Genomic DNA, 22,819 nt, shown 5'->3' on the forward strand with positions numbered 1-22,819 from the left:
TCGGCTCAGTTGGCGGTGTAGACCAGCGCGCGCTCGGACTTGGCCGGCAGGAACTGGCGCGAGAAGATTTCTTCCGGCTTCGGCGTGCGGGTGAGGCCGTAGCCTTCCACGATGATGCCGATGGCGCGGGCCATGCGGTCATCCTTGGTATCGCCGACGCCGATTTCCGCCAGCTCGGGCGAGACCATGAGGTGGGTGAAGGAATACTGGAGGCGCTTCTTCTCCACCGCCTCGTTCACGAGGTTGTCGAAGGCCATCACGCTCTTCATGGCCATGTTCTGGTCCTTGGCGGTCTCCATCATGGCCTTGTTGGTGGCACGCACGAGGCCTTCCACCGCCTTCGGATTCTCCTTCAGCAGCTTCTGCGAGACCATGAGGCCGTTGGAATAGAGGTCGAGGCCATAATCGCCGAACATCAGCCAGTTATAGTCCTTCTCCGGATCCTGCCGGTTCAGCAGCAGGTTGAAGTAGCTGGTGATGTTGAAGACGAGCGCGCCGTCGATGTCGCCCTTGATGAGCATGGGCTCCTGAAGGTTGGGCGCCATGTTGGTGAGCTTCACCTTGCTCATGTCCACATTGTTCTTGCGGGCGAACACCTCGATGAGGCGGGTGGTGGGGGTGCCCTGCGCGCCGCCCAGCGTCTTGCCTTCCAGATCCTGCGGCTTGGTGATGCCGACGCTCTTCTTGCTGGAGATGGCAAACGGCGGCTTGTTCCAGATCATATAGACCATCACCGGCGCTTCGCCGGGCTTGGCGGCGGCGTTCTGGATGATGGCGTTCACGTCGCCGAAGCCGGCGTCATAGGCGCCGCCCATGATGCGGGTGACGGTGGCGCCGGAGCCTTCGCCCTGATCGATCACCACGTTGAGGCCCTCGGCCTTGTAATAGCCCTTGTCGCGGGCGACGAAGAAGGCGGCGTCCGAGCCCTGCGTCTTCCAGCCCAGCGTAAACTTGATGGTGGTCTCCTGCGCCAGCGCGGGTGCCGCGAAGACGCTCGTCACGGCAAGGCCGGCGAGGATGGTGGCGGTCAGTTTCTTCAGCATTCTGGTCCCCTCTTTCATTGAATAATCGATCAGGCGGCGGCGAAATCGTTCTTGCGGTTGGCCCAGCCGGTCACGCGGCCCTCGATGAGGGAGAAGATCGCGTAGAGGATCACGCCGAGGCCGGCGAGAATGAACAGGCCCGCGAACAGCAGCGGCACGTTGAAGCTCGAGGCGGCGCTCATCATCACGTTGCCGATGCCCCGGTTGGAGGCCACGGTCTCCGCCAGCACGGTGCCCACGAAGGCGTAGGTGATGGCCACCTTCAGCGAGGCGAAGAAGAAGGGCATGGTGCGCGGCAGGCCCACGTTCCAGAGGATCTCCAGCTTGGAGGCGCCCAGCGCCTTCAGCACGTCCTCCATCTCCGGCTCGGTGGTGGCAAGGCCGGTGGCGATGTTCACCGCGATGGGGAAGAAGCAGATGGAGAGCGAGGTGAGCACCGCCGGCACCGTGCCGGAGCCGAACCACAGCACCAGGATCGGCACGATCGCCACCTTGGGGATGGATGAGAAGCCGATCAGCAGCGGATAGACGGTGTCATAGGCGGTGCGCGAGGCGCCGATGATGCAGCCGAGGAACACGCCCAGCACCACGCCGAGGCCAAAGCCGAGCATGGTGCTGCCCAGCGTCTGCAGGATGTGCGGCCACAGGATGGGGAAGCGCTGCCAGAGCGTGACCATGATCTCGCTGGGGCGCGGCAGGATCAGGTCCGACATGCCGGAGGCGATGCAGAACACCTCCCAGCCCGCGAAGAACAGCACGATCAGAAGCGCGGCGACGATACGCTGCTTGATGCGAAGGTCGAGCATGTCAGTGGGCCTCCACCGGCGCCGCGCCGGCGCGGGCGCTGACGATGAATTCACGCAGGCGCTGGTTCAGCGCCACGAAGTCGGGCTCGAACGTCATGGGCACCGTGCGCGGGCGCGCAAAATCCACCGGGCTGTCGTCGAGGATGCGGCCGGGGCGGGCGCTCATCACGCAAATGCGGCTGGCCAGGAAGCCCGCCTCGCGCAGATCGTGCGTCACCAAGAGCACGGTGGGCCGGTGGGCGAGCCAGAGATCCTGCAGGATGCCCCACAGCTCCTCGCGGGTGAACTGGTCGAGCGCGCCGAAGGGTTCGTCCAGCAGCAGCATGCGCGGCTCGTGGATCAGTGCCCGGCACAGATTGGCGCGCTGGAGCATGCCGCCGGAGAGCTGCCAGGGATATTTGCCCGCGAACCCCTTGAGCCCCACCTGCGCGAGAAGGGCGTGCGCCTTGTCGCGGAAGGCACCCTTGCGCTCGCGGCGGTAGCTGGCCTTGTAGGGCTGCACGATCTTGAGCGGCAGCATGATGTTCTGCTCGATGGTCATCCACGGCAGCATGGTGGGGTTCTGGAACGCCATGCCCACGCGCAGCGCCCGCGCCGCCACCTCGCGTCCGCCGACGATCACCGCGCCCGTGGTCGGCCGCAGCAGGCCGCTCACCAGCCGCAGGATGGTGGACTTGCCGCAGCCGGAGGGGCCGACGAGAGCGACGAACTCGCCATCCTGCACCCGCAGCGTGGTGGAGGAGAGGGCGGGCGTCGCCTGTTTGCCGCGACCGAAGGTGACGGTGGCCTGCGACAGCTCGATGGCCGGCGTGCGGTGCGTGCCGGCCTCCGGGGCGGATGTGCCCGGCGCGACGGAAAGGGAAGGGGTCTGGCTCTCGCTCATGCAGAAAGTGCATGCAATCGACATGCCAAAGTGCATTCTATCGCGACGGCCGCGGCAGCCCCATCGCTTCAGCGTGCCGCATGGGCAGCTTTAAGCCAAGCGGCGCAAAAACCGCGCCGCCGGGAAGCGGCCTTTGTTGCGAAGGCGATGCCGGCAGGGCTAAGAGTTTGGGTGCGGAACAGAGGCACACATGGCGCTTGCGAAGGAAAAGGGGCGCGGCGCGCCCGACAAGGTGGCGGTGATCTGCCATGCGCTTCGGCGCGCCATCATCGAGCAGGCGCTGGAGCCCGGCACCAAGCTGCCGGAGGATGCACTTGGTGAACGTTTTGGCGCCAGTCGCACAATTGCGCGCCATGCGCTGGGCCAGTTGGCGGCCGAAGGACTGGTGGAGCTGCGGCGCAACCGCATCGCCGTCGTCGCCACGCCGAGCTGGCAGGAAGCGCGCGATACGTTCGACATCCGCATCGAGCTGGAGCGCCTCGTGGTGCGCCAGCTGGCGGGCCGGCTGACCAAGGCGCAGCTCACCGCGCTGCGGGCGCACACCGATGCGGAGGATGCCGCGCGGGGCGAGAGCGATCCCGTCTCCATCCGCCTGGCGACGGAGTTTCACATCCTGCTCGCCACCATGACGCAGAGCCCGATCCTGATCCGCTATGTGAGCGAGATTTCCTATCGCTGCTGCCTCATCCTCTCCCAGTTCAGCCGCCCGCATTCCTCCGAATGCGCCATCAACGAGCACCGGGCGCTGGTGGATGCGCTGGAGGTGGGCGACGTGGACAAGGCGGTGGGGCTGATGCACCACCATCTGGATCAGGTGGCCACGCGCGCGCTGGTGGAAGAGGGCAAGCCGCGCGGGCGGGACATTATGGACATCCTCGCGCCCTATGCGGCGCCTGTGCCTGCAAAGGCTGATGCTGCCAAGACTGATGCTGCCAGGGCTGTTGCCGGCAAGAACCTACCGCCGAAGGCCGCGCCCCGCCGCCGGCAGGGGGCGGCAGGCTGAAGCGCCTTTGAGTCAAAGCTCAGGCGGTGATGCCGCGCCTGGTCAGCACGCGTTCGGCGCTGTCGTTCCATACGTCCATCTTCACGATGAGCCCGTCGCGCACCACGAAGCGGTCCACATAACGGTTGCCCTCGAACGCCTCGCCATCGGGCCATTCGCCATAGAGCGTGCCGACGCTGTAAACGATGGTTTCCCCATCGCCGGGGCACACGTCGAAGCGGTCCATGCGCTTTTTTACCCAGCGATAGCGCATGGCGTTGAAGCCGGTGGGGCCGCGGGGATGGTCGAAGTCGCGCGCGCCGGTGAAGGTGATGATGGTGCCCGGCTTCATATAGCGCGCGGCGCCGTCCGGGTCGGGCACCATGGAGGCTTCCAGATAGGCGCGTACGATTTCCGCATCCGCGCTTGTGGCGGCCAGATGGGCGGCGCTCTCACGTTCGGTCGGATCATTGGCGGACATGGTGCGTCTCCCTGCTGCAAATCGCATCCAGACTAGACAATCGGCGTGCAAATTGCATGCACTTATATTGAACAGTTTCACCTCACATCGTATGCACTCACATGACCTCCGCTTCCGCACTCGATCTCGTTTTCCGTCAGGCCATGCTCCCCGGCGCGGCAGTCCCCATGGATATCGGCGTCGCACAGGGCCGCATCGCAGCCCTCGCGCCGCATCTCGTCTGCGATGCGCCGGAGGTTGAGGTGGGCGGCCGCGCGGTCATCGCCGGCTTCGTGGATACCCATATCCATCTCGATAAGGCTTGCCTGCTGGGGCGCTGCGGCCACGTGCAGGGCGGCCTCAAGGAGGCCATCGCCGCCGTTGGCGCGATGAAGCGCGACTTCTCGGTGGAGGATGTCTATGCGCGCGGCGCGCGGGTGATCGAGAAGGCGATCGGCAAGGGCACCACGCGCATGCGTACCCACGTGGAAGTGGATCCGCGCGCCGGCCTGCGCAGCTTCGAGGCGGTCAAGGCGCTGAAGCGCGACTATGCCTGGGGGCTGGACCTCTCGCTCTGCGTCTTCCCGCAGGAGGGGCTCACCAATGATCCCGGCACGGAGGAACTGCTGGAGGCCGCGCTGCACGATGGTGCCGATCTGCTCGGTGGCTGCCCCTATACCGACGGTGATCCCAACCGGCAGATCGAGATCCTGTTCAATCTCGCCCGGCAGTTCGATGTCGATCTCGATTTCCATCTGGATTTCGATCTCGACCCCTCCTGGATGCACCTCACCGAGATCTGCCGGCAGACGGAGGCCCACGGCTGGCAGGGCCGGGTCGCCATCGGCCATGTGACCAAGCTGTCAATGGTGGCGCTGGCACAGCTGGCGGAGATCGGCCGGCGGCTCGCCGATGCCGGTGTGGCGCTCACCGTGCTGCCCGCCACCGACCTCTATCTGATGGGGCGCGACCGCGACCATGCGGTGCCGCGCGGCCTCACGCCGGCCCATCGGCTGGTGGAGATGGGCGTCACCTGCTCGGTGGCCACCAACAATGTGCTGAACCCGTTCACGCCCTTCGGCGATTGCTCGCTGCTGCGCATGGCGAATTTTTACGCCAACGTGGCGCAGGCCGCGCCCGCGGACTTCCAGCGCTGCCTCGATCTCGTGACCACCTTGCCGGCGCGCCTGATCAATGCCCGTGATTACGGCATCGCGGTTGGAAATCCCGCCGATCTGGTGGTGCTGGGCGCCGCCACGGGGGCGGACGCGCTGGCCGAACTGGCCGAGCCGGTAATGGGCTTCAAGGCCGGCCGGCCGAGTTTCTCCCGGCCGGACGTCCAGTTGCTCAAGCCCTGAGGACCCTCAGTGCCCGCCATGCATCATGGAGGGCAGCCACAGGATGATCTGCGGGAAGGCCACCAGAATGGCGATGGCGATGAGATGCGCCACGAAATGGGGGAAGGTGCCGCGAAACACCTCCGCCACCGGCCGCCCGGAATAGCGCGAGACGATGAAGCAGTTGAGCCCGATGGGCGGCGTGATCATGCCCACCTCGGCGGTGACGATCTTCACCACGCCGAACCACAGGGGATCGAAGCCCAGCGACTTGATGAGCGGCAGGACAACCGGAACGGTCAGCACCAGAATGGCGATCTGGTCCATGAACATGCCCAGCACGATGTAGCCGCACAGGATCAGCGCCATGATCACCCAGCGCGACACCTCCAGCCCGCCCACGAAAGCGACGATGTTCTGCGTCACCTGCGTGATGGTGAAGAAGTAGCCGAACACATAGGCGCCGAGCAGGATCATGGCGATCATGCAGGTGCCGTGGCTGGCCCGCAGCAGGGCGCGGCTGAGGCTGCGCGGGGTGAGCTTGCCATACCAGAGCGCGATGAGGAGCGCGCCCGCCGCGCCCAGCGCGGAAGCCTCCGTGGGGGTGGCGATGCCGGTATAGATCACGCCCGTGACCATGCCGAACAGCAGCAGCATGGGTCCGATGACGCGCAGCAGGCGGAATTTCTCGCGCCAGCTCACAGGAGTGGCTTCCGGCGCGCGGGAGGGATCCTGCCACACCAGAAACCAGACCGTGGCCATGATGGTGAAGGTGACGAGAATGCCCGGCAAAATGCCGCCGATCAGCAGGCCGCCGATATTCACCTCCGCCAGCAGGCCATAGACCACGAGGGCGATGCTGGGCGGAATGAGCATGGCCAGTGTGCCGGAAATGGCCACCACGCCGGCGGCGAGGCGCGGTTCATAACCCTGCTTCAGCATGGCGGGCAGGCTGGTGGAGGAGAGGGTGGCAGCGGAGGCCGTGCTGGTGCCGCAGATGGCGCCGAAGCCGGCGCCCGCCAGCGCGGTCGCCATGCCGAGGCCGCCGCGCACCCGCCCCATCCAGGCGGCGGTGGCGCGGAACAGATCGTCCGCCACGCCGCTCACCAGCACCAGCTCGGCCATGAGCAGGAACATGGGAATGGTGATCAGCTCATAGGCGGCGACCGTGGACAGCGGGGCGGTCTGCAGGATGCCCGCCACCATGCCCATGCCGCCGATGAGATAAAGCCCGGTGATACCCGCCACGAGCATGGCGAAGCCCACCGGCGTGCCGAGGGCGAGCAGCAGGAAGAGTAGGCCGAGACCGATGAGGGTGATCATTCGAACACCTCCCCGGTGTCGTGGCTGTTGGCGACGGCGGGGATGATGTCCCGCCCGGTGGCGAGGCTGGCAAGCTGGCCGAGCAGCGTGACGGCAAGGCGCAGGCACAGCAGGCCGGTGCCCAGCGGCACCAGCGCGATGGAGGGCCATGTGGGCCAGGGGATGCTGCCGGCGATCACGTCCTGCGACTGATAGGCATCGAGCGCGCGGTCGAAGCTGAAGCGCGCCACCAGCGCGAAGGCGACAAGGCCGACGATGCAGGTGACGCATTCCGACAGGCGCTTGGCGCGCGGGGGGAAGGTCTGTTGCAGGATGTCCACGCTCACATGCGCGCCGGCGCCATAGGCCTGCGAGACGGCGAGGAAGAACACGCCGGCCATCAGATAGAGCGAGATCAGGTCATAGGCCCAGGCGAACGGGCTGTTGAAGACATAACGCATGAAGACATCGGAGGCGACGATGACCATGATGGCGAACATCATCACCATGGCGATGCCGATGGCGACGCGCTCGATGGCGCCGATGACACCGAGCAGGCCCTTGATGAGACTTTCCATGTGCCGCACCTGAGGAGGGGGAAGGAAGGGCGAGAGAGGCTATGGTCGCCGGTCAATTGGCCGGCGCGCCGAGGGCCTCCCGGAACTCCTTCAGCACCGCCGTGCCCTGCTTGCCGCGACCATCGAGGCCGGTGGCCCACTCGTTGGCGACATTCTTCAGAAGGTCGGTGAGCTGGGCGGAGAAGGCTGGGGTGAGGGGCTCGAAGGCGACGCCCGCATCCTGCAATTTCTTCTTGATCTCGGCATCCTGCTGATCGACTGCGGCACAGGCGGACTTCACCGTGGCGTCGCCCGCCTCCTGCATGATCTTCTGCACCTCCGGCGTCAGCTTCTTCCAGGCGTTGTCGCTGATGGAGTAGGCGACGATGAAGCTGGAGAAATTGGCCTTCTCCGTTGAGTGTTTGACCAGCTTCTCCACATTGTACGAGACAACGCTGTCGAGCGGGAAAACGACGCCATCCAGCGTGCCGCGCGAGAGGGATTCATAGGTGTCCGGCGCGGCCATGCGCACCGGCACGGCGCCGAGCGTGCGCAGGGTGAGATCCTGCGCGCCGCCAGTGGAGCGCAGCTTCAGGCCCTTCAAATCCTCCAGCTTCGTCACCGGCGTCTTGGCGGTGAGGATCTGGTAGGGCGGCAGCGCCACCGCGATAAGCAGCCGGATCCTGTTGGGCGCGTAATCCTGCTTGGCGACCAGGCCGTCGCGGGCCACCTTCCAGTAGGCGCGCGTGCCCTCGCAGCTGTTGGCGAAGCTGCCGGGCAGCATGGCGACCTCGGAGGTCGGCATCTTGTCCGACACATAGGCGGGGGCCACATAGCCGATGTCGGCGACGCCGTTTTGCGTCAGCGCCAGCATATCGGCCGCCTTGCCCAGCTGCTGGCCGGGGAAATAATCGAACACGATGGCGCCGTTGGTGCGCTTGGTGACTTCATCCATCCAGGGCTTGAGCAGCAGCCGGCTGAGGTAATGGCCGCTCGGGAAGGAATCCGCGACGCGCAGATGCGTGACATCGGCGGCGCGTGCGGAGCCGAGGCCGGCGCAGGCGACGAGAAGGGCGGCGGCGAGACGCGATGGCGCTTTAAGCATGGCATTCCTCCCGGAGAAATTTCTAGTCTGGTGGCCCGCAAACGTCGGCCTTCTGTCGGGCCATGGGCGTTTCCGGTTCCGGGGTGCGGCCCGGACAATTTCTGCTGCCGGCTGTGGCTGAGGGGCGAGGCGGCAGTCACGCTGGAAAATAATGTTCAGACGATCATTACTTGTGAAGCGGGGGCGTTGGGTCTTCCCGGAGCCACGTCTAGGATGGCGTTCAGCCCGGTGGACCGGGATGTCCATGATCCTGCTTCCCAATACGCGGCCGCTCTGGAGCGGCCATCATTTGCGCAGGCATTGTTCATATTCGAGGACAAATTCGTATCCCCGCGTGAATGAAGGTGTCAACGCAAAAACGGACGCCGGGCAGCTTTTGGCAGTGCGGAAAAACCAAATGAATTTCAACATGTTGAAGATGTTGGTCTTATGGGCGACGGGCCTGCCCAGGTCGGTGCGGCGCGGAATAGTCTCGCTGCATTGCATCGAATAATTCTTCCATAAAAAATTCTTGTCCATGCCTGTGAACAGGTCTAACCCTCTTGGTGGTTGCAGGGGCATCGTCCCGTCCACTGTCTGTTCTTGCTTCGGGTATCAGGCGCATGGGTCCATTGGCTGGCATCAAGATCATCGACATGACCTCCGTGGTGATGGGGCCTTATGCGACCCAGCAGTTGGCCGACATGGGGGCGGACGTCATCAAGGTGGAGGCGCCGGTCGGCGATCTCACCCGGCAGATCCCGCCCTTCGTCAATCCCGGCATGGGCGCCATCTATCTCAATGCCAACCGCAACAAGCGCAGCATCTGCCTGGATCTCAAGCAACCGGCCGGCCGGGAGGTGCTGCTGCGCCTCGCCGCCGATGCCGATGTGCTGGTCTATAATGTGCGGCCGCAGGCCATGGCGCGCCTCGGCCTCTCCTATGAGGCGGTGAGCGCAGCCAATCCGCGGATCATCTATGCCGGTGTCTTCGGCTTCGGCCAGGCCGGCCCATATGCGGCCAAGCCGGCCTATGACGATCTGATCCAGGGCGGGGCGGGCATGTCCGCGCTCATCGCCCGCGCCTCCGTCGATGGCGTGCCGCGCTACGTGCCCTCGGCCATGGCCGACCGGGTGGTGGGGCTCGCCGCAGTCGGTGCCATCTGCGCCACTCTGGTCAATCGCGAGCGCACGGGGCAGGGGCAGCGGGTGGATGTGCCCATGTTCGAGACCATGGTGGGCTTCGTGATGAGCGATCACATGGGCGGCCTCACCTTCGAACCGCCGCTGGACAAGGGCGGCTATGCCCGCCAGCTCTCCTCCGAGCGTCGCCCCTACCGCACGGCGGACGGCCATGTCTGCGCGCTGGTCTATAATGACAAGCAGTGGTCGAGCTTCCTCGCCGCCGTGGGTATGGAGGATCTGCTCCGCGACCCCTGCTTTGCCTCCTTCCGCGCCCGCTCGCAGAACGTGGATCATGTCTATGGCGAGCTGGCCCGCATCTTCCTCACGCGCACCACGGCGCAATGGCTGGAACTGCTGGAGCAGGCGGATGTGCCCTGCATGCCCATGCATGATCTGGAAAGCATTCTGGATGATCCGCAGCTCACCGCCACCGATTTCTTCCAGCTGATGGAGCATCCCACGGAGGGCACCGTGCGGGTGATGCGCATGCCGACCGAATGGTCGGCCACGCCCGCCGAGATCGGCCGTCTGGCGCCTGCGAAGGGAGCGGATGGCGAGGAGGTCCTGCGGCAGAGCGGGTTTGATGCGGACGAGATCGCGCGGCTGAAGGCCGATGGCATCCTGAGCGGCGTGTAAGCCTGCCGGGGCGAGACAAAAACGGGGAAGGAGGCGCCAGATGCATTTCGGCTTGACCACGGAGCAGGAGGCGATCCGCGAGGCCATCGCCGGCATTTGCAGCCGCTTTGGCGACGACTACTGGCTGGAGACGGACCGCACCGGCGCCTTTCCGCAGGCCTTCTATCAGGCGCTCGCCACCGATGGCTGGCTCGGCATCTGCATTCCTGAGGCTTATGGCGGCTCGGGTCTCGGCATTGCTGAAGCCGCGATCATGATGGAGACCATTGCCGCCTCCGGGGCCGGCATGTCGGGGGCGTCCTGTGCCCATATCAACATCTTCGGGCTCAATCCGGTGGTGGTCTATGGCACTGAAGAGCAGAAGCAGCGGATGCTGCCGCCCATGCTGCGGGGGGAGGAGAAGGCGTGCTTCGCCGTCACCGAGCCCAACACCGGGCTCAATACCACCCAGCTGAAGACCCGCGCCGTGCGCAAGGGCGATCGCTATGTGGTGGATGGCCAGAAGGTGTGGATCTCCACCGCGCAGATGGCCGACCGCATGATGCTGCTGGCCCGCACCACGCCGCTGGAGCATGTGACCAAGCCTACCCTCGGCCTCAGCCTGTTCTACACGAAATTCGATCGCGACCGCATCCGCGTGCACGAGATCGAGAAGATGGGCCGCAAGGCGGTGGATTCCAACGAGCTGTTCATCGAGGGGCTGGAGATCCCCGAGGAGGACCGCATCGGCGAGGAGGGGCGCGGCTTCGAATATATCCTGCACGGCATGAACCCCGAGCGGGTGCTGATCGCGGCGGAAGCGGTGGGCCTCGGCCGGCTGGCCCTGTCCCGCGCGGTGGCCTATGCGAAGGACCGCGTGGTGTTCAACCGGCCCATCGGCCAGAACCAGGCCATCCAGCATCCGCTGGCGAAGAACTGGATGGATCTGGAGGCGGCGTGGCTGATGATCATGCGCGCAGCCTGGGAATATGACAGCGGCCAGCCGTGCGGGGCCAGCGCCAATGCGGCGAAATATCTGGCGGGCGAGGCCGGCTTCGACGCCTGCCAGCAGGCGATCATGACCCATGGCGGCTTCGGCTATGCCAAGGAATACCATGTGGAGCGCTATCTGCGCGAGGTGATGATCCCACGCATCGCGCCGGTCAGCCCACAACTCGTCCTGTGCTTCATCGCCGAGCGGGTGCTGGGCCTGCCCAAATCCTATTGAGCGAACCTCGCGAGGATGGCCCATGACGGAGCTCATCGATGCGGCCCGGCTGGACCTGCCGGCGCTGCTGCGCCCCGGCGACAGGCTGGTGTGCGGGCAGGGCACGGCGGAACCGCTGACCCTCACCCGCAGGCTGGTGGAGGCGGCGGCCACCGTCGGCCCGCTTGAGCTGTTTGTCGGCCCTCTGTTCTCCAACACCTTCACCCCGCAGACGCTGCACGGCGCCGCACTGCGCCTCAAGGGCTATGGGGCCATGGGTGCCGGCAGCCGGCTATGGGCGGCCGGGTTGCTCGATGTCGTCCCGGAGCATTACAGCGCGCTCAATGCCGCCTTCGCCAGCGGCGCGCGCGGAGCCGATGTGGTGCTGCTGCAGGCGGCGCCCCCACAGGCGGGGGGCGGCTACAGCCTCGGGCTGGTGAATGATTATGCGGCGCAGGCTGCCCGTCATGCCCGCCTCGTCATCGTCGAGGTGAATTCCGACGTCCCCTGGACCCATGATGCGCCTCTGCCGGAGGGGCTCGCAAACGTCCTCTTCGTCGCCGCTGAGACCCATGCTCCGCTCGATGTGCCGCCAACCGCGATGGGGGCGACGGAGGCGGCCATCGCCGCGCATGTGGCGGAGCTGGTGCCGGAGCGGGCCACGCTCCAGATCGGCATCGGCGCCGTTCCCGATACGGTGCTCGCGGCGCTGGGCCAGCATCGCGATCTCGGCCTGCATTCCGGCGTCATCGGGGATCGCGCGGTGGAACTGATCGAGGCCGGTATCGTCACCAATGCGCACAAGAGCATCGATGCGGGCCTCACCGTCACCAATGCCGTCTTCGGCACGCAGTTGGCGCGCCGCCATGTGCATGCCAATCCCGGTATCCGCGTGCGTCCTGCGCGCTACACCCACGGGCGCGAGGTTCTGGCATCCATCGATCGTCTGGTGACGGTGAATTCGGCGCTGGAGGTGGATCTGTCCGGACAGGCCAATACGGAGATGGCCGGTGGCGCCTATGTGGGGGGCACCGGCGGCCTCATGGATTTCGCCCGCGCGGCACGGCTGTCGCGCGGCGGGCGCAGCATCATCGCGCTGCCTGCCACCGCGCGCAAAGGCACGGTGAGCCGCATCGTGCCCCGATTGGCCAACGTGACCCTGCCCAAGAGCGATGCGGATGTGGTGGTGACGGAGCACGGGGTGGCGGACCTGCGTGGCCTCTCGCTCGCCGAGCGGGCAGGGCGCATGATCGCCATAGCGGATCCGGCATTCCGGGAGGAGCTGGAGCGCGCTTACAGGGAGGCACAGCCCCATGCCTAAGCCGGCCCCTCATGTCTCGCCGCGCCCCGGCCCCCTCGCGGGGCTGCGGGTGGTGGAGTTCGTCGGCATCGGGCCGGCGCCTTTCTGCACCATGCTGCTGTCGGATCTCGGTGCCGAGGTGATCAGCATCGACCGCACGGTGGCGAGCGGCCTCGGCATCGCCCGTCCGCCGCGCTTCGATATCCTTGCCCGTGGCCGGCCCGTGCTGCGGCTGGACCTCAAGCGACCCGAGGGGCTGGCGCTGGCCCGGGAGCTGGTGGGCCGGGCCGATGCGCTGGTGGAAGGGTTCCGCCCCGGCGCCATGGAGCGGCTCGGGCTGGGGCCGGAGGACCTGCTCGGCCAGCATCCGGCGCTGGTCTATGGGCGGGTGACGGGCTGGGGGCAGGAGGGGCCGCTGGCGCAGTCCGCCGGGCATGATCTGAACTATATCGCCCTCACGGGCGCGCTCCATGCCATCGGCCGGGCCGGCCAGCCGCCGACGCCGCCCCTCAATCTGGTGGGGGATTTTGGCGGTGGCGGGCTGCTGCTGGCCTTCGGCATCGTGTGCGCGCTCCATTCCGCCCGCGCCACCGGCCGGGGGCAGGTGGTGGATGCGGCGATGATCGACGGCGCAGCAACGCTCATGGCCTCCATGTTCGGGCTTGCGGCGGCGGGCCTGCATGGCACCGAGCGCGGCACCAACCTGCTGGATTCCGGCGCGCCCCATTATGACGTCTACGCGTGTGCGGACGGGCAGTATGTGGCCGTGGCGCCCATCGAGCAGAAGTTCCGCGCGCAAATGCTGGCGCGCCTCGGCATCGCGCCGGAGGACGAGCGGCTGTTCGCGGATCCCGCCTCATGGCCGCAGGCAAGGGCGTTGCTGGCCGAACGCTTCCGGGCGCAGCCGCGCGCGCATTGGGAAAGCCTGTTTGCCGATACGGACGCCTGCGTTGCGCCGGTGCTCACCATGGCCGAGGCCCCGGCCCATGCGCACCATCGCGCGCGGGGCAGTTTCGTGGAGGTGGACGGGGTTGCCCATCCCGCGCCCGCGCCACGCTTTTCGGGCACGCCGGCCGCGGCGCCCGGTGCCGACGTGAGGACGGCGGCCGAGCGGCTGGCGGGCTGGGGACTGGACGAGGCGCGCCTCGACGCGCTGGCGGCGGCGGGCGTCGTGCATCGGGATGCGGGCGAGATAGACAAGAACCGACAGGGAGGATGAAAGATGGCTGGTCTGTATTTCGAGGAGTTCAGCGCGGGGCAGGAGTTCGATCATGTCTTTACCCGCACGGTCACGGAGATGGACAACACCATGTTCAGCCTCATGACCATGAACCCGCAGCCGCTGCATCTGGATGCGCATTTCTCGGAGGGCACGGAATGGGGGCAGCGCCTGTTCAACAGCCTCTATACGCTCGGCATCATGATCGGCATGACCGTCTATGACACCACGCTCGGCACCACGGTGGGCAATCTGGGCATGACCGATGTGGCCTTCCCGCGCCCGGTGTTCCATGGCGACACGCTGAAGGCGCGCACCAAGGTGCTGTCGGTGCGGGCGAGCAAGTCACGCCCCAAGGTGGGCATCGTGGAGTTCGAGCATACGGCGCTCAACCAGCGCGGCGAGGTCGTGGCCTCCTGCCGGCGCACCGCCATGATGAACCGCCGTCCGGAGGCCGCATGATGCGCTCCTTCCTCTTCGTGCCCGGCGACAGCGCCCGCAAGTTCGAAAAGGCATCCGGCGGCACCGCCGATGCGCTGATCCTCGATCTGGAGGATTCCGTCGCGCTCCCCGCCAAGCCGGCGGCGCGCGCGCAGGTGCTGGAGATGTTGCGCGCTCCGCGCAGGCAAAAGCTGTTCGTGCGCGTGAATGCGCTCGACACCGGCCTCACCGCGGCGGATGTGGCTGCGGTGATGCCGGGGCGGCCGGATGGCATCGTCCTGCCCAAATGCGCCGGCCCGGACCATGTGCTCCAGCTGGGCCATTATCTCGATATCTGCGAGGCGCTCGAAGGGGAGGGCGCGGCCGGCCGGACAAGCATCCTCGCCATCGTCACCGAGACGGCGGACTCCGTTCTGGCGCTGGCCGGGGCGCGTTATCGCGGTGTCAGCCCACGGCTGTGGGGCATGGCGTGGGGAGCGGAGGATCTGGCGGCCTCCGTGGGCGCCACCTCCAACGAGACGGAGGGGCGCTTCAGCGAGCCCTTCGTGCTGGCGCGCAACCTCTGCCTCATGGCTGCCGCTGCGGCGGGGGTGGCGGCGGTGGATACGGTGACGACCGATATCGGCAATCTGGCCAAGGTGGATGGGGAGGCCCGGGCGGCGCGGCGCGATGGTTTCGCGGCCAAGATGGTCATCCATCCCAGCCATGTGGATGTGGTGAATGCCGCCTTCACACCGTCTGCGGACGAGGTGGCCTGGGCGCAGCGTATCCGTCAGGCGTTTGCCAACGAGCCGAACGCGGGGGTAGTGAACCTCGACGGCAAGATGGTGGACAAGCCGCATCTGCGCAGCGCGGAGCGTATCCTCGCGCAGGCCGGAGCGGGAACGGGTTCCGCATGAACGCCAGTCCCGGCCCCGCGCGGGGCCGGGCACGGATAACGTAAGACAAGGGAATGGTGGTGGCGCAATGGCCGTGAAACAGGCCCAGAATGTTCTGGAAATCCTGGAATATTTCGCGAAGCGCAAGCGGCCGGCCAGCCTGTCGGAGCTGGCCGATGATCTCGGCTGGCCGCGCTCCAGCACCTTCAACCTCATCAATACGCTGATCGACAAGGGCTATCTCTACGAGCCTAAGGCGCGGGGGGGCTATTATCCCACCCCGCGCTGGCAGGTGATGTCCAATGCGGTGGCCGATGCGGAGCCGCTGCCGGAGGCCATCGCCTCGCTGGTGAGCGAGGTGGCCGAGGAGACCGGGGAAACCACCGCCATCGGCGGGCCGGCGGGCACGTCCCTGATCTTCATCCATGTGGTGGAATCGACCTCGCCCATTCGCTATTTCGCGCAGATCGGCCACAAGCTGCCCATCCATGCCACCTCCACGGGGCGGGCGGTGCTGAGCCAGTACAGCCGGGATGAGCGCTATGCGCTCTATCGCAAGATCAAGTTCGTGAAATATGCGCGCAATACGCTGACCAGCATCGAGGAAGTGGAAGCGGAAATCCGCCGCTCCGAGCAACGCGGCTGGTTCCAGAGCATTTCCGATTACAGCCAGGACCTGTGCGGCGTCGCGCTGCCGCTGCCGCTGGGTGCCCGCCGGCTGGCCATGGTGGTGGCGGGGCCGGAGTTCCGGTGCGTGCAGCGCATCGAGGCGATGGCGGACATCTCCCGCCGGGCCATCAGCCGCTTCCGGCCGCTGCTGGACGAATATTCCGGCAGCTGAGCAGCGCAGAATGCGCGGTCCGACCTCGGGTCGGTTGGCTGCTACGGTGTTCTTGCGCGTTTGGCGCAAACCATTTTCACTTGTCATTACAAGTGTGTGACCGGCCGCGCCGCCGCCGATCCACCTATGAAAGCCAGATTTTGCGCGCTTTTCGCGCAATCGCGGTTGTGCCCGCGCCTGCGACAAATCAGGCGAAATGTGGGCTGGAATTGCTCAAAATGCGCATATTGCCTTGCCATGATGGTCGCCGCGCGCAATAAGCACGGCTAACAATGGATCGAAGGCGCGCGATGTGCGCCGCGAAATGCGCGAAACGCGTAAAGGGAGAAGGCCAGTGCAGATTCCAATCAAGCGTGCGATCGAGAAGGTCCCCGGTGGCATGATGGTCGTGCCGCTGCTCATCGGCGCGCTGATCGCCACCTTCTTCCCTGAGACGCCCAAGGTGTTCGGTTCCTTCACCGGCGCCCTGTTCTCCGGTTCGCTCACCATTCTCGCGGTGTTCTACGTCTGCATGGGCGCGAGCATCGACTTCAAGGCCACCCCCTACATCATCAAGAAGGGCGGCACGCTCTTCGCGGTGAAGGTCGGCATGGCCATGGTGCTGGGCGTGATCTTCGGCCGCTTCCTCGGTGAGGCGCCGGTCGCCGCCGGCATGTTCGCGGGCCTGTCCACGCTCGCCATCGTCGCCGCCATGAACGACACCAACGGCGGCCTCTACATGGCGCTGATGGGTCAGTATGGCCGCCCGCGCGATGTGGGCGCCTACACCATCATGACGCTCGAGTCCGGTCCGTTCCTGACCATGGTCACGCTGGGCGTGGCGGGTCTGTCTGCCTTCCCGTGGCAGGCGCTGGTGGGCTCCATCCTGCCGCTCGCCGTGGGCATGCTGCTGGGCAATCTCGACCGCGACATGCGCGCCTTCCTCAGCAAGGCCATTCCGGTGATGATCCCGTTCTTCTCCTTCGCGCTTGGTGCGGGCCTCGATCTCTCCAAGGTCTGGCATGCCGGCCTGCTGGGCGTGGGCCTCGGCGTCGCGGTGGTCGTGGTCACGGGCATTCCGCTGTTCTTCGCCGATCGCCTCACCGGCGGCACCGGCGTGGCGGGCGTCTCCGCTGCCTCCACGGCGGGTAACGCCGCTGCGGTTCCGGCCATCGTCGCCGCCGCCAATCCGGCCTATGCCGCTGCCGCCGCGCCTGCCACCATTCTGGTTGCCGCCTGCGTGGTGGTGACGGCCATCCTCACCCCGCTGGTCACGGCCTGGGTCTACCGGGTGTTCGGTCGTCCCGACGATCCGACGGAAGTTGCCGATGAGGCTGCGGCCCTCGAAGCCGGCAAGCCTGCCACTGCCCCGGCCGGGCACTGACATGGCTGGTCGCTGGCTCATTCTCGCCGACGACCTCACCGGAGCTGCGGACTGCGCCATTGCCTTCGGGCGGCGCGGTTCCGACGCCGGGGTCAGTTGGGGCGAGCCGCCGGAGACGGGCGCACAGCCGCCCGTCTTTTCCTATGACACCGACAGCCGCGGCATGGCCCCCGAGGTCGCCGCGCGCACGCATGGCGAGATGCTTGCGAGGCTCTCCGCCACCGACCGCACGCTGTTCAAGAAGATCGACTCCACCTTGCGCGGCAACCCCGCCGTGGAGACGGCCGCCACCATCGCCTTCCTGAAGGCGCAGTCGGGCGCGGCCTTCGGCATCTTCGCCCCGGCCTTTCCCGCCACCCGGCGGACCACGATCGGCGGGCGCATCCATGTGAATGGGCGCCCGCTGGAAGAGGCCGAGGTCTGGCAGCGCGACCACAGCTATGAGAGCGCCAATCTCGTCGAGGTGCTGGCCACCGCCGGCGTGAAGGGCGAGGTCGTGCCGCTCGCCACCGTGCGTGGCACGCCAGAGGGCCTCAAGGCTGCGCTCGACGCCATCGCGGGGCAGGGCGACATCGTCGCCGTCTGCGATGCGGAGAGCGATGACGACCTCAACCGCATCGCGCAGGCCAGCCTGCCGGCGCGTCCGGGCACCTTCTTCATCGGCAGCGCCGGCCTTGCCCATGCGCTGGCGGCGGCGAGCCCCGACGCGGGCGATGCCAAGCCGGCCCTGTCCACGTCCACGCAGGGCGCGCTGATGGTGGTGGGCTCGCTCGCCGCCGTTTCGCGGGCCGGTGCCCGCAAGCTCATCGCGGCCGGCGGTATCACCCATGTGCCCGTCACCACCGAAGTGCTGCTCAGCCTCCCGGAAGCGCGCGCCGAACTCGGCCGCACCGTCACCGCTCTGCTTGATTCCGGGCAGGACGTGATGGTGGAGATCGTCATGGGCGAGAAGCCCGACATGACCCTCGGCCCCCGGCTGGTGGAAGGGCTGGCGGACGCGCTGAAGCCGGTCGCCGGCCACATGAGCGCCTTCGCCGCCACCGGCGGGGAGACCGCCGCCGCGCTGCTGTCCAGCTTCGGCGTGAACGGCATCCGCCTCATCGACGAGATCGAGCCCGGCGTCGCGCTCGGCCTGACGCTTGGTGCCCTGTCGGTGCCGGTCGTCACCAAGGCCGGTGCCTTCGGCGACGAGGACAGCCTCTCGCGCATCGCCGCCCGTCTCAGGACCATTCGCAAAGGAGCATCGGCATGAGCCGCCCCCGGCTTCCCACCGTCGCCATCACCATGGGTGATCCCGCCGGCATTGGTCCGGAGATCATCATGAAGGCGCTGGCGCACCCGGTGGTGCACGGCATGTGCGAGCCGCTGGTGATCGGCGATGCCGCCCGCCTGCGCAAGGCCGGTGCCGTCGTCGGCTCCCCCCTCGAGGTGGATGCGCTGAAGGATGCCGCCGACGCCGACTATGCCAACGGCCGGGTGCAGTGCCTCGACCTCGGCGTGGTGCCGGAAGACTTAGCCTTCGGCCAGGTGTCCCCGGCCGCAGGTGAAGCCGCCTACCGCTTCATCGAGAAGGCGGCGGAGCTGACCACCACCGGTCAGGCGCAGGCCATCTGCACCGCTCCGCTCAGCAAGGAGGCGCTGCACGCCGCCGGCCACAAGTATCCCGGCCACACCGAGCTGCTCGCGCATCTCACCGGCACGCCGGAAGTGTCCATGATGCTGGTGTCGCCCAAGCTGCGCGTCATCCACGTCACCACCCACATCGGCCTCATCGACGCCATCGCGAAGATCGAGCCCGGCCTCGTGGAGCGGGTCATTGCCCGTGGCCATGACGTGCTGGTGAAGGCGGGCATCGCCAACCCGAAGATCGGCGTCTGCGCCATCAACCCGCATGCGGGCGAGAACGGCCTGTTCGGCTATGGCGAGGAAGCCGAGAAGATCACCCCCGCCGTCGAGAAGTGCCTCGCCAAGGGCTGGGACGTGCGCGGCCCGCTGCCGGCGGACACGCTGTTCTTCCTCGCGGGACGCGGCGACTACGACATGGTGGTGGCCATGTATCACGATCAGGGCCACGGCCCGATCAAGGTGCTGGGCCTTGAGGCCGGTGTGAACATCACCGTCGGCCTGCCGGTCATCCGCACCTCGGTGGACCACGGCACCGCCTTCGACATCGCCGGCAAGGGCATTGCCGACGAGCGCAGCCTCATCGAGGCCCTGCGCCAGGCCGTGGACCTTGCACCTGCGCGGGCCGCCTCCTAAACGTAGAGCGACTCTACGTTTTTCGAGGGACCATGCGCAGCAAGGAGCGCCGCTCACACTTCCTCGACGCCTTGCGCGCCGGGGAAGTCGACGTCACGGAGCTGTCGGCGCGGTTCGGGGTCTCGCCCTCGACCGTGCGGCGCGATCTCCAGCGCCTGTCGAAGGACAATGCGGTTCGGCGCACCTATGGCGGCGCCATCCTCGCCGAGCGTCACCATGAGACGACGCTGGCCGAACGCAAGGTCGCGCAGGGCCGCCAGAAACAGGCCATCGCCCGCGCCGCCGCAGCCATGATCCAGGATGGCGACAGCCTGATTCTGGACGCCGGCTCCACCATCATGGCGCTTGGCCCCTTCCTGAAGGGGCGCACCCTGCGCATCGTCACCAACAACGTGGCCCTGCTGCCCTTCCTCGCGAAGGAGCCGGGCCTCGACGTGACCGTGCTCGGCGGCGCCCTGCGCCCCACCGGCATGGGCACGGTGGGCGCGCTGGCCTTCGATGCCATGCGCCGCATCACGGCCGACTGGCTGTTCACCAGCGCGGACGGCGTAGTCGCGGAACGCGGCCTGTGCGAGGCCAGTCAGGATCAGGTGGCGCTCAAAAGCCTCATGATGCAGCAGGCCCGCCAGACCGTGGTGCTGGCCGACGCCACCAAGATCGGCCGCGCCGAAGTCTCCTACTGGGCGCCCTTGCCGGCGCGCTGGCAGATCGTGACCGACACCGGCGTGCCCGAGGACGAGGTCGCGGCCTTGAAGACGGCCGGCGGGCAGGTTCTGATCGTGCGGCCCTGACCGCCCCTCTTCCCTTCCGGTGATCCCATGGACGACTGCCTGATCCGCAATGCCCGCCTCGCCGATGGTCGGGCGGTGTCCATTTCCATCCGCGCCGGCCTGATTGCCGGCCTTACCGACGCTGCGGCGCCTGCGCCTGCCGTCGGGCAGGTGCTGGATGCCGCTGGCATGCTCGTGCTGCCCGGCTTCACCGACGGCCATCTGCATCTCGACAAGACCATGCTGGGCCTGCCCTGGCGCCCGCACAATGCGGCCCCCTCCGTGCGCGGGCGCATCGAGGCGGAAAAGGAATTCCGGCGCCGTGAGACCTCCCCGCTGGCCGAGCGTGGCGCGGTGCGCCTGCTGGAGATGGCGCTCAAGCACGGCACCATCAGCCTGCGCACCCATGTGGATGTGGACGACGTCACGCGCCTCGATCATCTGGCGCAGATCCTCGCCTTGCGGGACGCGTGGCGGGGCCGGGTGGACATCCAGATCGTCGCCTTCCCCCAGAGCGGCGTTCTGGCGTGCGCGCCGGTGCACGCGCTGCTGGACGAGGCCATGGGCATGGGTGCCGATCTCGTTGGAGGTCTCGATCCCATCGGTTGCGACGGCGATCTCAAGGGCCAGCTCGACATCCTGTTCGCGCTCGCCGGGCGCCATGGGCGCGGCATCGACATCCATCTGCACGACGGCGGCGAGGCGGGGCTCTCGGAGATCGCCGACATTGCGGCGCGCACCCGCGCGGCGGGCCTTGGCGGTCAGGTGACGATCAGCCACGCCTTCGCGCTGGCCGATGCGGACGAACGGCAGCTTGCCGCCCATTGCGCGCTGCTGCGGGAGGCGGGTGTCGCGATCCTGTCGAGCATTCCGGGCGGGGAGCGCTGCCCGCCGATCCCGGCCTTGCGGGCGGCAGGCGTGCCGGTTTTCTTCGGCTCGGACAATGTGCGCGACTGCTGGAACCCGGCCACCGTGGTGGGCATGGCGGAGCGCATGATGCTCGCCGCACACCGCTTCGGGCTGCGCAGCGATGAGAGCCTCTCAGGCCTGCTCGATCATGTGACGGGCATTGCGCATGCCGTCACCGGCCTCGGCGCGGGGGCCGTGGACGTCGGGCGGCCGGCGGACCTGCTGGTGTTCGACGTCCAGCACGTGCCCCAGCTGGTGGTGGAGCGGAGCCTGCCGGTGGCGGTGATGAAGGGCGGCATCCTGCAGGCGGGTGTGCTGTCTGCGGCAGGCGAGCCGGCGACCCGCTGAGAGCGGAGGCGGGGCCTCAGTTTCTCTGCGGGCGTGAAGGAAAGCGGGGGCCGGCCTGGCGGGCGAGTGCCGCCAGAGCCGCGTCGTAATCGTTCCGGCACAGCACGAAGGCCCATGCGAGATGCACCAGCAGCAGAATGCCAAGAGCGAGAGGCACAAGGAAAGCAACGGCGGCCAGCCCCCAGACGAAGGCGTCCGCAACGGATGAAAGGCTGCCGATGTTCATTGAACGAAGCTCTCGCAAAAGGCGGTTCGCGCCTGTCCCGTTTGGTCAGGCGCCAGCGGCGTAGTTCTGGTCCACGAGGCTCTGAACCCGCTTGAAGGCGGTTTCGGCACCGAGGATGACGCGGGCTTCCCCGGCTTCGTCCACCGGCAGCTCGTCGAGCGCGGCGGTGAAGGTGCGCCAGTGGAGGCCGCGGCCTTCGGGGGCTGCGGCCAGATGGCGCGCGCCGAAGGTCTCGTTGAGCCCGAGGGTGGCTGCGGCCTTGAGCAGGAAGGCGGCGCCGAGGTTCGAGCCTTCGGCCGTATAGAGCCAGCCCAGCGCCGTGGGGATGTCCACGGTGCCGCCCGCCGTGAAGGCCGGGGCGCTCTCGATCACCGGCTCGGCGATGCCGAGGTCCGCCAGATCCTGCTGGATCTGGCCGAAACGGCGGCGGCCCGGCAGGTCGGGCAGCATCTTGTCGAGCATCGGATCACTGTAGAGGGCATCGATCTCGCGATGGAAGGCGTACTGCACCTTCAGGAACTGGCCGTAGGTCTCCCGGCTGGCGAAGGGGTTGTGGCCCATGATCGACTTGTCCAGCCGGTCGTGGGTGTCGTGGGTGTGGGCCTTGAGTCGCTTGGCGCGGCTGTCGCTGACGGGGGGCTCGAGTTCGATGGTGCTCATGGTGTGGATCCTCAGATTCGGAAGCGGCTGAACTTCGGGCGGCTGCGGCGTGCGGGTGGTCCAAAATTCCACCTGCCGCTCCACCTTCCGTACGTTCTCAAGGGTAGTGTGCGTGCGTAGTCAGAAATAATTCCAAAATACAGAA

24 protein-coding genes are annotated in these 22,819 nt (G+C 67.1%); 14 read left to right on the top strand and 10 right to left on the bottom strand.

From position 1 onward, the window contains the following. Positions 1–5: 5 nt before the first annotated feature. Genes IEW24_RS15225 through IEW24_RS15235 form a run of 3 tightly spaced genes read right to left on the bottom strand, consistent with a single transcriptional unit; the run spans position 6 to position 2,756 of the window. A complete protein-coding gene (locus IEW24_RS15225) occupies positions 6–1,043 on the bottom strand; it encodes an ABC transporter substrate-binding protein (protein WP_188580097.1) in 1,038 nt (345 codons plus the stop codon). A gap of 29 nt (positions 1,044–1,072) precedes the next feature. Then, positions 1,073–1,849: an ABC transporter permease gene (locus IEW24_RS15230; RefSeq protein WP_188580099.1), complete on the bottom strand. Its 777-nt coding sequence runs from the start codon at positions 1,847–1,849 to the stop codon at positions 1,073–1,075. A gap of 1 nt (position 1,850) precedes the next feature. Next, positions 1,851–2,756, bottom strand: coding sequence for an ABC transporter ATP-binding protein (locus IEW24_RS15235; RefSeq protein ID WP_244644438.1), 906 nt, complete (start codon positions 2,754–2,756; stop codon positions 1,851–1,853). Between the two features lie 166 nt (positions 2,757–2,922). On the opposite strand from IEW24_RS15235, the gene IEW24_RS15240 reads away from it, so the two are divergent. Then, positions 2,923–3,735: a GntR family transcriptional regulator gene (locus tag IEW24_RS15240; protein ID WP_188580101.1), complete on the top strand. Its 813-nt coding sequence runs from the start codon at positions 2,923–2,925 to the stop codon at positions 3,733–3,735. 19 nt (positions 3,736–3,754) lie between these two features. On the opposite strand, the gene IEW24_RS15245 is transcribed toward IEW24_RS15240, so the two are convergent. Next, positions 3,755–4,195 (bottom strand): nuclear transport factor 2 family protein, encoded by a 441-nt coding sequence (locus tag IEW24_RS15245; RefSeq protein WP_188580103.1) that lies wholly within the window; start codon positions 4,193–4,195, stop codon positions 3,755–3,757. 101 nt (positions 4,196–4,296) lie between these two features. Here IEW24_RS15245 and IEW24_RS15250 point away from each other — a divergent pair, with 101 nt between their 5' ends. Continuing rightward, positions 4,297–5,532: an amidohydrolase family protein gene (locus tag IEW24_RS15250; protein WP_188580105.1), complete on the top strand. Its 1,236-nt coding sequence runs from the start codon at positions 4,297–4,299 to the stop codon at positions 5,530–5,532. 6 nt (positions 5,533–5,538) lie between these two features. On the opposite strand, the gene IEW24_RS15255 is transcribed toward IEW24_RS15250, so the two are convergent. The 4 genes from IEW24_RS15255 to IEW24_RS15270 form a co-directional block, all read right to left on the bottom strand. Further along, positions 5,539–6,834: a TRAP transporter large permease gene (locus IEW24_RS15255; RefSeq protein ID WP_188580107.1), complete on the bottom strand. Its 1,296-nt coding sequence runs from the start codon at positions 6,832–6,834 to the stop codon at positions 5,539–5,541. Then, a complete protein-coding gene (locus IEW24_RS15260; RefSeq protein WP_188580109.1) occupies positions 6,831–7,391 on the bottom strand; it encodes a TRAP transporter small permease subunit in 561 nt (186 codons plus the stop codon). Before IEW24_RS15260 ends, IEW24_RS15255 begins: the two co-directional genes overlap by 4 nt. 52 nt (positions 7,392–7,443) lie before the next feature. Continuing rightward, a complete protein-coding gene (locus tag IEW24_RS15265; protein ID WP_188580111.1) occupies positions 7,444–8,475 on the bottom strand; it encodes a TRAP transporter substrate-binding protein in 1,032 nt (343 codons plus the stop codon). Between the two features lie 285 nt (positions 8,476–8,760). After that, a complete protein-coding gene (locus IEW24_RS15270; protein WP_188580113.1) occupies positions 8,761–9,048 on the bottom strand; it encodes a hypothetical protein in 288 nt (95 codons plus the stop codon). 29 nt (positions 9,049–9,077) lie between these two features. Between IEW24_RS15270 and IEW24_RS15275 the strand changes: the two genes are divergently transcribed. From IEW24_RS15275 to IEW24_RS15330, 12 genes are all read left to right on the top strand, one after another. Continuing rightward, a complete protein-coding gene (locus IEW24_RS15275; RefSeq protein WP_188580115.1) occupies positions 9,078–10,274 on the top strand; it encodes a CaiB/BaiF CoA transferase family protein in 1,197 nt (398 codons plus the stop codon). 40 nt (positions 10,275–10,314) lie between these two features. After that, positions 10,315–11,481, top strand: coding sequence for an acyl-CoA dehydrogenase family protein (locus IEW24_RS15280; protein ID WP_188580116.1), 1,167 nt, complete (start codon positions 10,315–10,317; stop codon positions 11,479–11,481). A gap of 22 nt (positions 11,482–11,503) precedes the next feature. Then, positions 11,504–12,781: an acetyl-CoA hydrolase/transferase family protein gene (locus IEW24_RS15285; RefSeq protein WP_188580118.1), complete on the top strand. Its 1,278-nt coding sequence runs from the start codon at positions 11,504–11,506 to the stop codon at positions 12,779–12,781. After that, complete coding sequence (locus IEW24_RS15290) at positions 12,774–13,979, top strand: CaiB/BaiF CoA transferase family protein (protein ID WP_188580120.1); 1,206 nt, start codon at positions 12,774–12,776, stop codon at positions 13,977–13,979. The genes IEW24_RS15285 and IEW24_RS15290 overlap by 8 nt, the downstream gene beginning before the upstream one ends. 3 nt (positions 13,980–13,982) lie before the next feature. Then, positions 13,983–14,441, top strand: a complete 459-nt coding sequence (locus IEW24_RS15295) for a MaoC family dehydratase (RefSeq protein WP_188580123.1) — start codon at positions 13,983–13,985, stop codon at positions 14,439–14,441. Beyond that, positions 14,441–15,319 (top strand): HpcH/HpaI aldolase/citrate lyase family protein, encoded by an 879-nt coding sequence (locus IEW24_RS15300; protein ID WP_188580640.1) that lies wholly within the window; start codon positions 14,441–14,443, stop codon positions 15,317–15,319. The genes IEW24_RS15295 and IEW24_RS15300 overlap by 1 nt, the downstream gene beginning before the upstream one ends. A 67-nt stretch (positions 15,320–15,386) precedes the next feature. Beyond that, positions 15,387–16,139 carry an IclR family transcriptional regulator gene (locus IEW24_RS15305; protein ID WP_188580125.1) on the top strand — a complete coding sequence of 251 codons (753 nt, stop codon included), beginning with the start codon at positions 15,387–15,389 and terminating at the stop codon, positions 16,137–16,139. A 334-nt stretch (positions 16,140–16,473) separates the two neighbouring features. After that, complete coding sequence (locus IEW24_RS15310) at positions 16,474–17,502, top strand: 2-keto-3-deoxygluconate permease (protein ID WP_280514981.1); 1,029 nt, start codon at positions 16,474–16,476, stop codon at positions 17,500–17,502. 1 nt (position 17,503) lies between these two features. Further along, on the top strand, positions 17,504–18,754 hold the full coding sequence (locus tag IEW24_RS15315; RefSeq protein WP_188580129.1) for a four-carbon acid sugar kinase family protein: 1,251 nt from the start codon (positions 17,504–17,506) through the stop codon (positions 18,752–18,754). Next, positions 18,751–19,761, top strand: a complete 1,011-nt coding sequence (pdxA, locus tag IEW24_RS15320) for a 4-hydroxythreonine-4-phosphate dehydrogenase PdxA (protein ID WP_188580132.1) — start codon at positions 18,751–18,753, stop codon at positions 19,759–19,761. Before IEW24_RS15315 ends, pdxA begins: the two co-directional genes overlap by 4 nt. A gap of 32 nt (positions 19,762–19,793) precedes the next feature. After that, the gene (locus IEW24_RS15325; protein WP_188580134.1) at positions 19,794–20,552 is read left to right on the top strand and encodes a DeoR/GlpR family DNA-binding transcription regulator; all 759 of its coding nucleotides are present in this window, start codon (positions 19,794–19,796) and stop codon (positions 20,550–20,552) included. 27 nt (positions 20,553–20,579) lie between these two features. Next, positions 20,580–21,788: an amidohydrolase gene (locus tag IEW24_RS15330; RefSeq protein ID WP_188580137.1), complete on the top strand. Its 1,209-nt coding sequence runs from the start codon at positions 20,580–20,582 to the stop codon at positions 21,786–21,788. 16 nt (positions 21,789–21,804) lie between these two features. Here the strand turns inward: IEW24_RS15330 and IEW24_RS15335 are convergent, their stop codons facing one another. Continuing rightward, positions 21,805–22,014 (bottom strand): hypothetical protein, encoded by a 210-nt coding sequence (locus IEW24_RS15335; protein WP_188580139.1) that lies wholly within the window; start codon positions 22,012–22,014, stop codon positions 21,805–21,807. 45 nt (positions 22,015–22,059) lie between these two features. Continuing rightward, positions 22,060–22,674, bottom strand: a complete 615-nt coding sequence (locus IEW24_RS15340; protein WP_188580141.1) for a biliverdin-producing heme oxygenase — start codon at positions 22,672–22,674, stop codon at positions 22,060–22,062. Positions 22,675–22,819 lie beyond the last annotated feature (145 nt).

Origin of the sequence: Azorhizobium oxalatiphilum (assembly GCF_014635325.1) — a bacterium.
Lineage (GTDB): Bacteria > Pseudomonadota > Alphaproteobacteria > Rhizobiales > Xanthobacteraceae > Azorhizobium > Azorhizobium oxalatiphilum.

Coding starts and splice junctions, on each gene's coding strand:
- IEW24_RS15300 (WP_188580640.1), top strand. CDS start 14,441: ATGCGCTCCTTCCTCTTCGTGCCCGGCGACAGCGCCCGCAAGTTCGAA.
- IEW24_RS15255 (WP_188580107.1), bottom strand. CDS start 6,834: ATGATCACCCTCATCGGTCTCGGCCTACTCTTCCTGCTGCTCGCCCTC.
- IEW24_RS15240 (WP_188580101.1), top strand. CDS start 2,923: ATGGCGCTTGCGAAGGAAAAGGGGCGCGGCGCGCCCGACAAGGTGGCG.
- IEW24_RS15280 (WP_188580116.1), top strand. CDS start 10,315: ATGCATTTCGGCTTGACCACGGAGCAGGAGGCGATCCGCGAGGCCATC.
- IEW24_RS15290 (WP_188580120.1), top strand. CDS start 12,774: ATGCCTAAGCCGGCCCCTCATGTCTCGCCGCGCCCCGGCCCCCTCGCG.
- pdxA (WP_188580132.1), top strand. CDS start 18,751: ATGAGCCGCCCCCGGCTTCCCACCGTCGCCATCACCATGGGTGATCCC.
- IEW24_RS15265 (WP_188580111.1), bottom strand. CDS start 8,475: ATGCTTAAAGCGCCATCGCGTCTCGCCGCCGCCCTTCTCGTCGCCTGC.
- IEW24_RS15335 (WP_188580139.1), bottom strand. CDS start 22,014: ATGAACATCGGCAGCCTTTCATCCGTTGCGGACGCCTTCGTCTGGGGG.
- IEW24_RS15330 (WP_188580137.1), top strand. CDS start 20,580: ATGGACGACTGCCTGATCCGCAATGCCCGCCTCGCCGATGGTCGGGCG.
- IEW24_RS15245 (WP_188580103.1), bottom strand. CDS start 4,195: ATGTCCGCCAATGATCCGACCGAACGTGAGAGCGCCGCCCATCTGGCC.
- IEW24_RS15295 (WP_188580123.1), top strand. CDS start 13,983: ATGGCTGGTCTGTATTTCGAGGAGTTCAGCGCGGGGCAGGAGTTCGAT.
- IEW24_RS15285 (WP_188580118.1), top strand. CDS start 11,504: ATGACGGAGCTCATCGATGCGGCCCGGCTGGACCTGCCGGCGCTGCTG.
- IEW24_RS15325 (WP_188580134.1), top strand. CDS start 19,794: ATGCGCAGCAAGGAGCGCCGCTCACACTTCCTCGACGCCTTGCGCGCC.
- IEW24_RS15315 (WP_188580129.1), top strand. CDS start 17,504: ATGGCTGGTCGCTGGCTCATTCTCGCCGACGACCTCACCGGAGCTGCG.
- IEW24_RS15260 (WP_188580109.1), bottom strand. CDS start 7,391: ATGGAAAGTCTCATCAAGGGCCTGCTCGGTGTCATCGGCGCCATCGAG.
- IEW24_RS15305 (WP_188580125.1), top strand. CDS start 15,387: ATGGCCGTGAAACAGGCCCAGAATGTTCTGGAAATCCTGGAATATTTC.
- IEW24_RS15225 (WP_188580097.1), bottom strand. CDS start 1,043: ATGCTGAAGAAACTGACCGCCACCATCCTCGCCGGCCTTGCCGTGACG.
- IEW24_RS15250 (WP_188580105.1), top strand. CDS start 4,297: ATGACCTCCGCTTCCGCACTCGATCTCGTTTTCCGTCAGGCCATGCTC.
- IEW24_RS15340 (WP_188580141.1), bottom strand. CDS start 22,674: ATGAGCACCATCGAACTCGAGCCCCCCGTCAGCGACAGCCGCGCCAAG.
- IEW24_RS15230 (WP_188580099.1), bottom strand. CDS start 1,849: ATGCTCGACCTTCGCATCAAGCAGCGTATCGTCGCCGCGCTTCTGATC.
- IEW24_RS15235 (WP_244644438.1), bottom strand. CDS start 2,756: ATGTCGATTGCATGCACTTTCTGCATGAGCGAGAGCCAGACCCCTTCC.
- IEW24_RS15275 (WP_188580115.1), top strand. CDS start 9,078: ATGGGTCCATTGGCTGGCATCAAGATCATCGACATGACCTCCGTGGTG.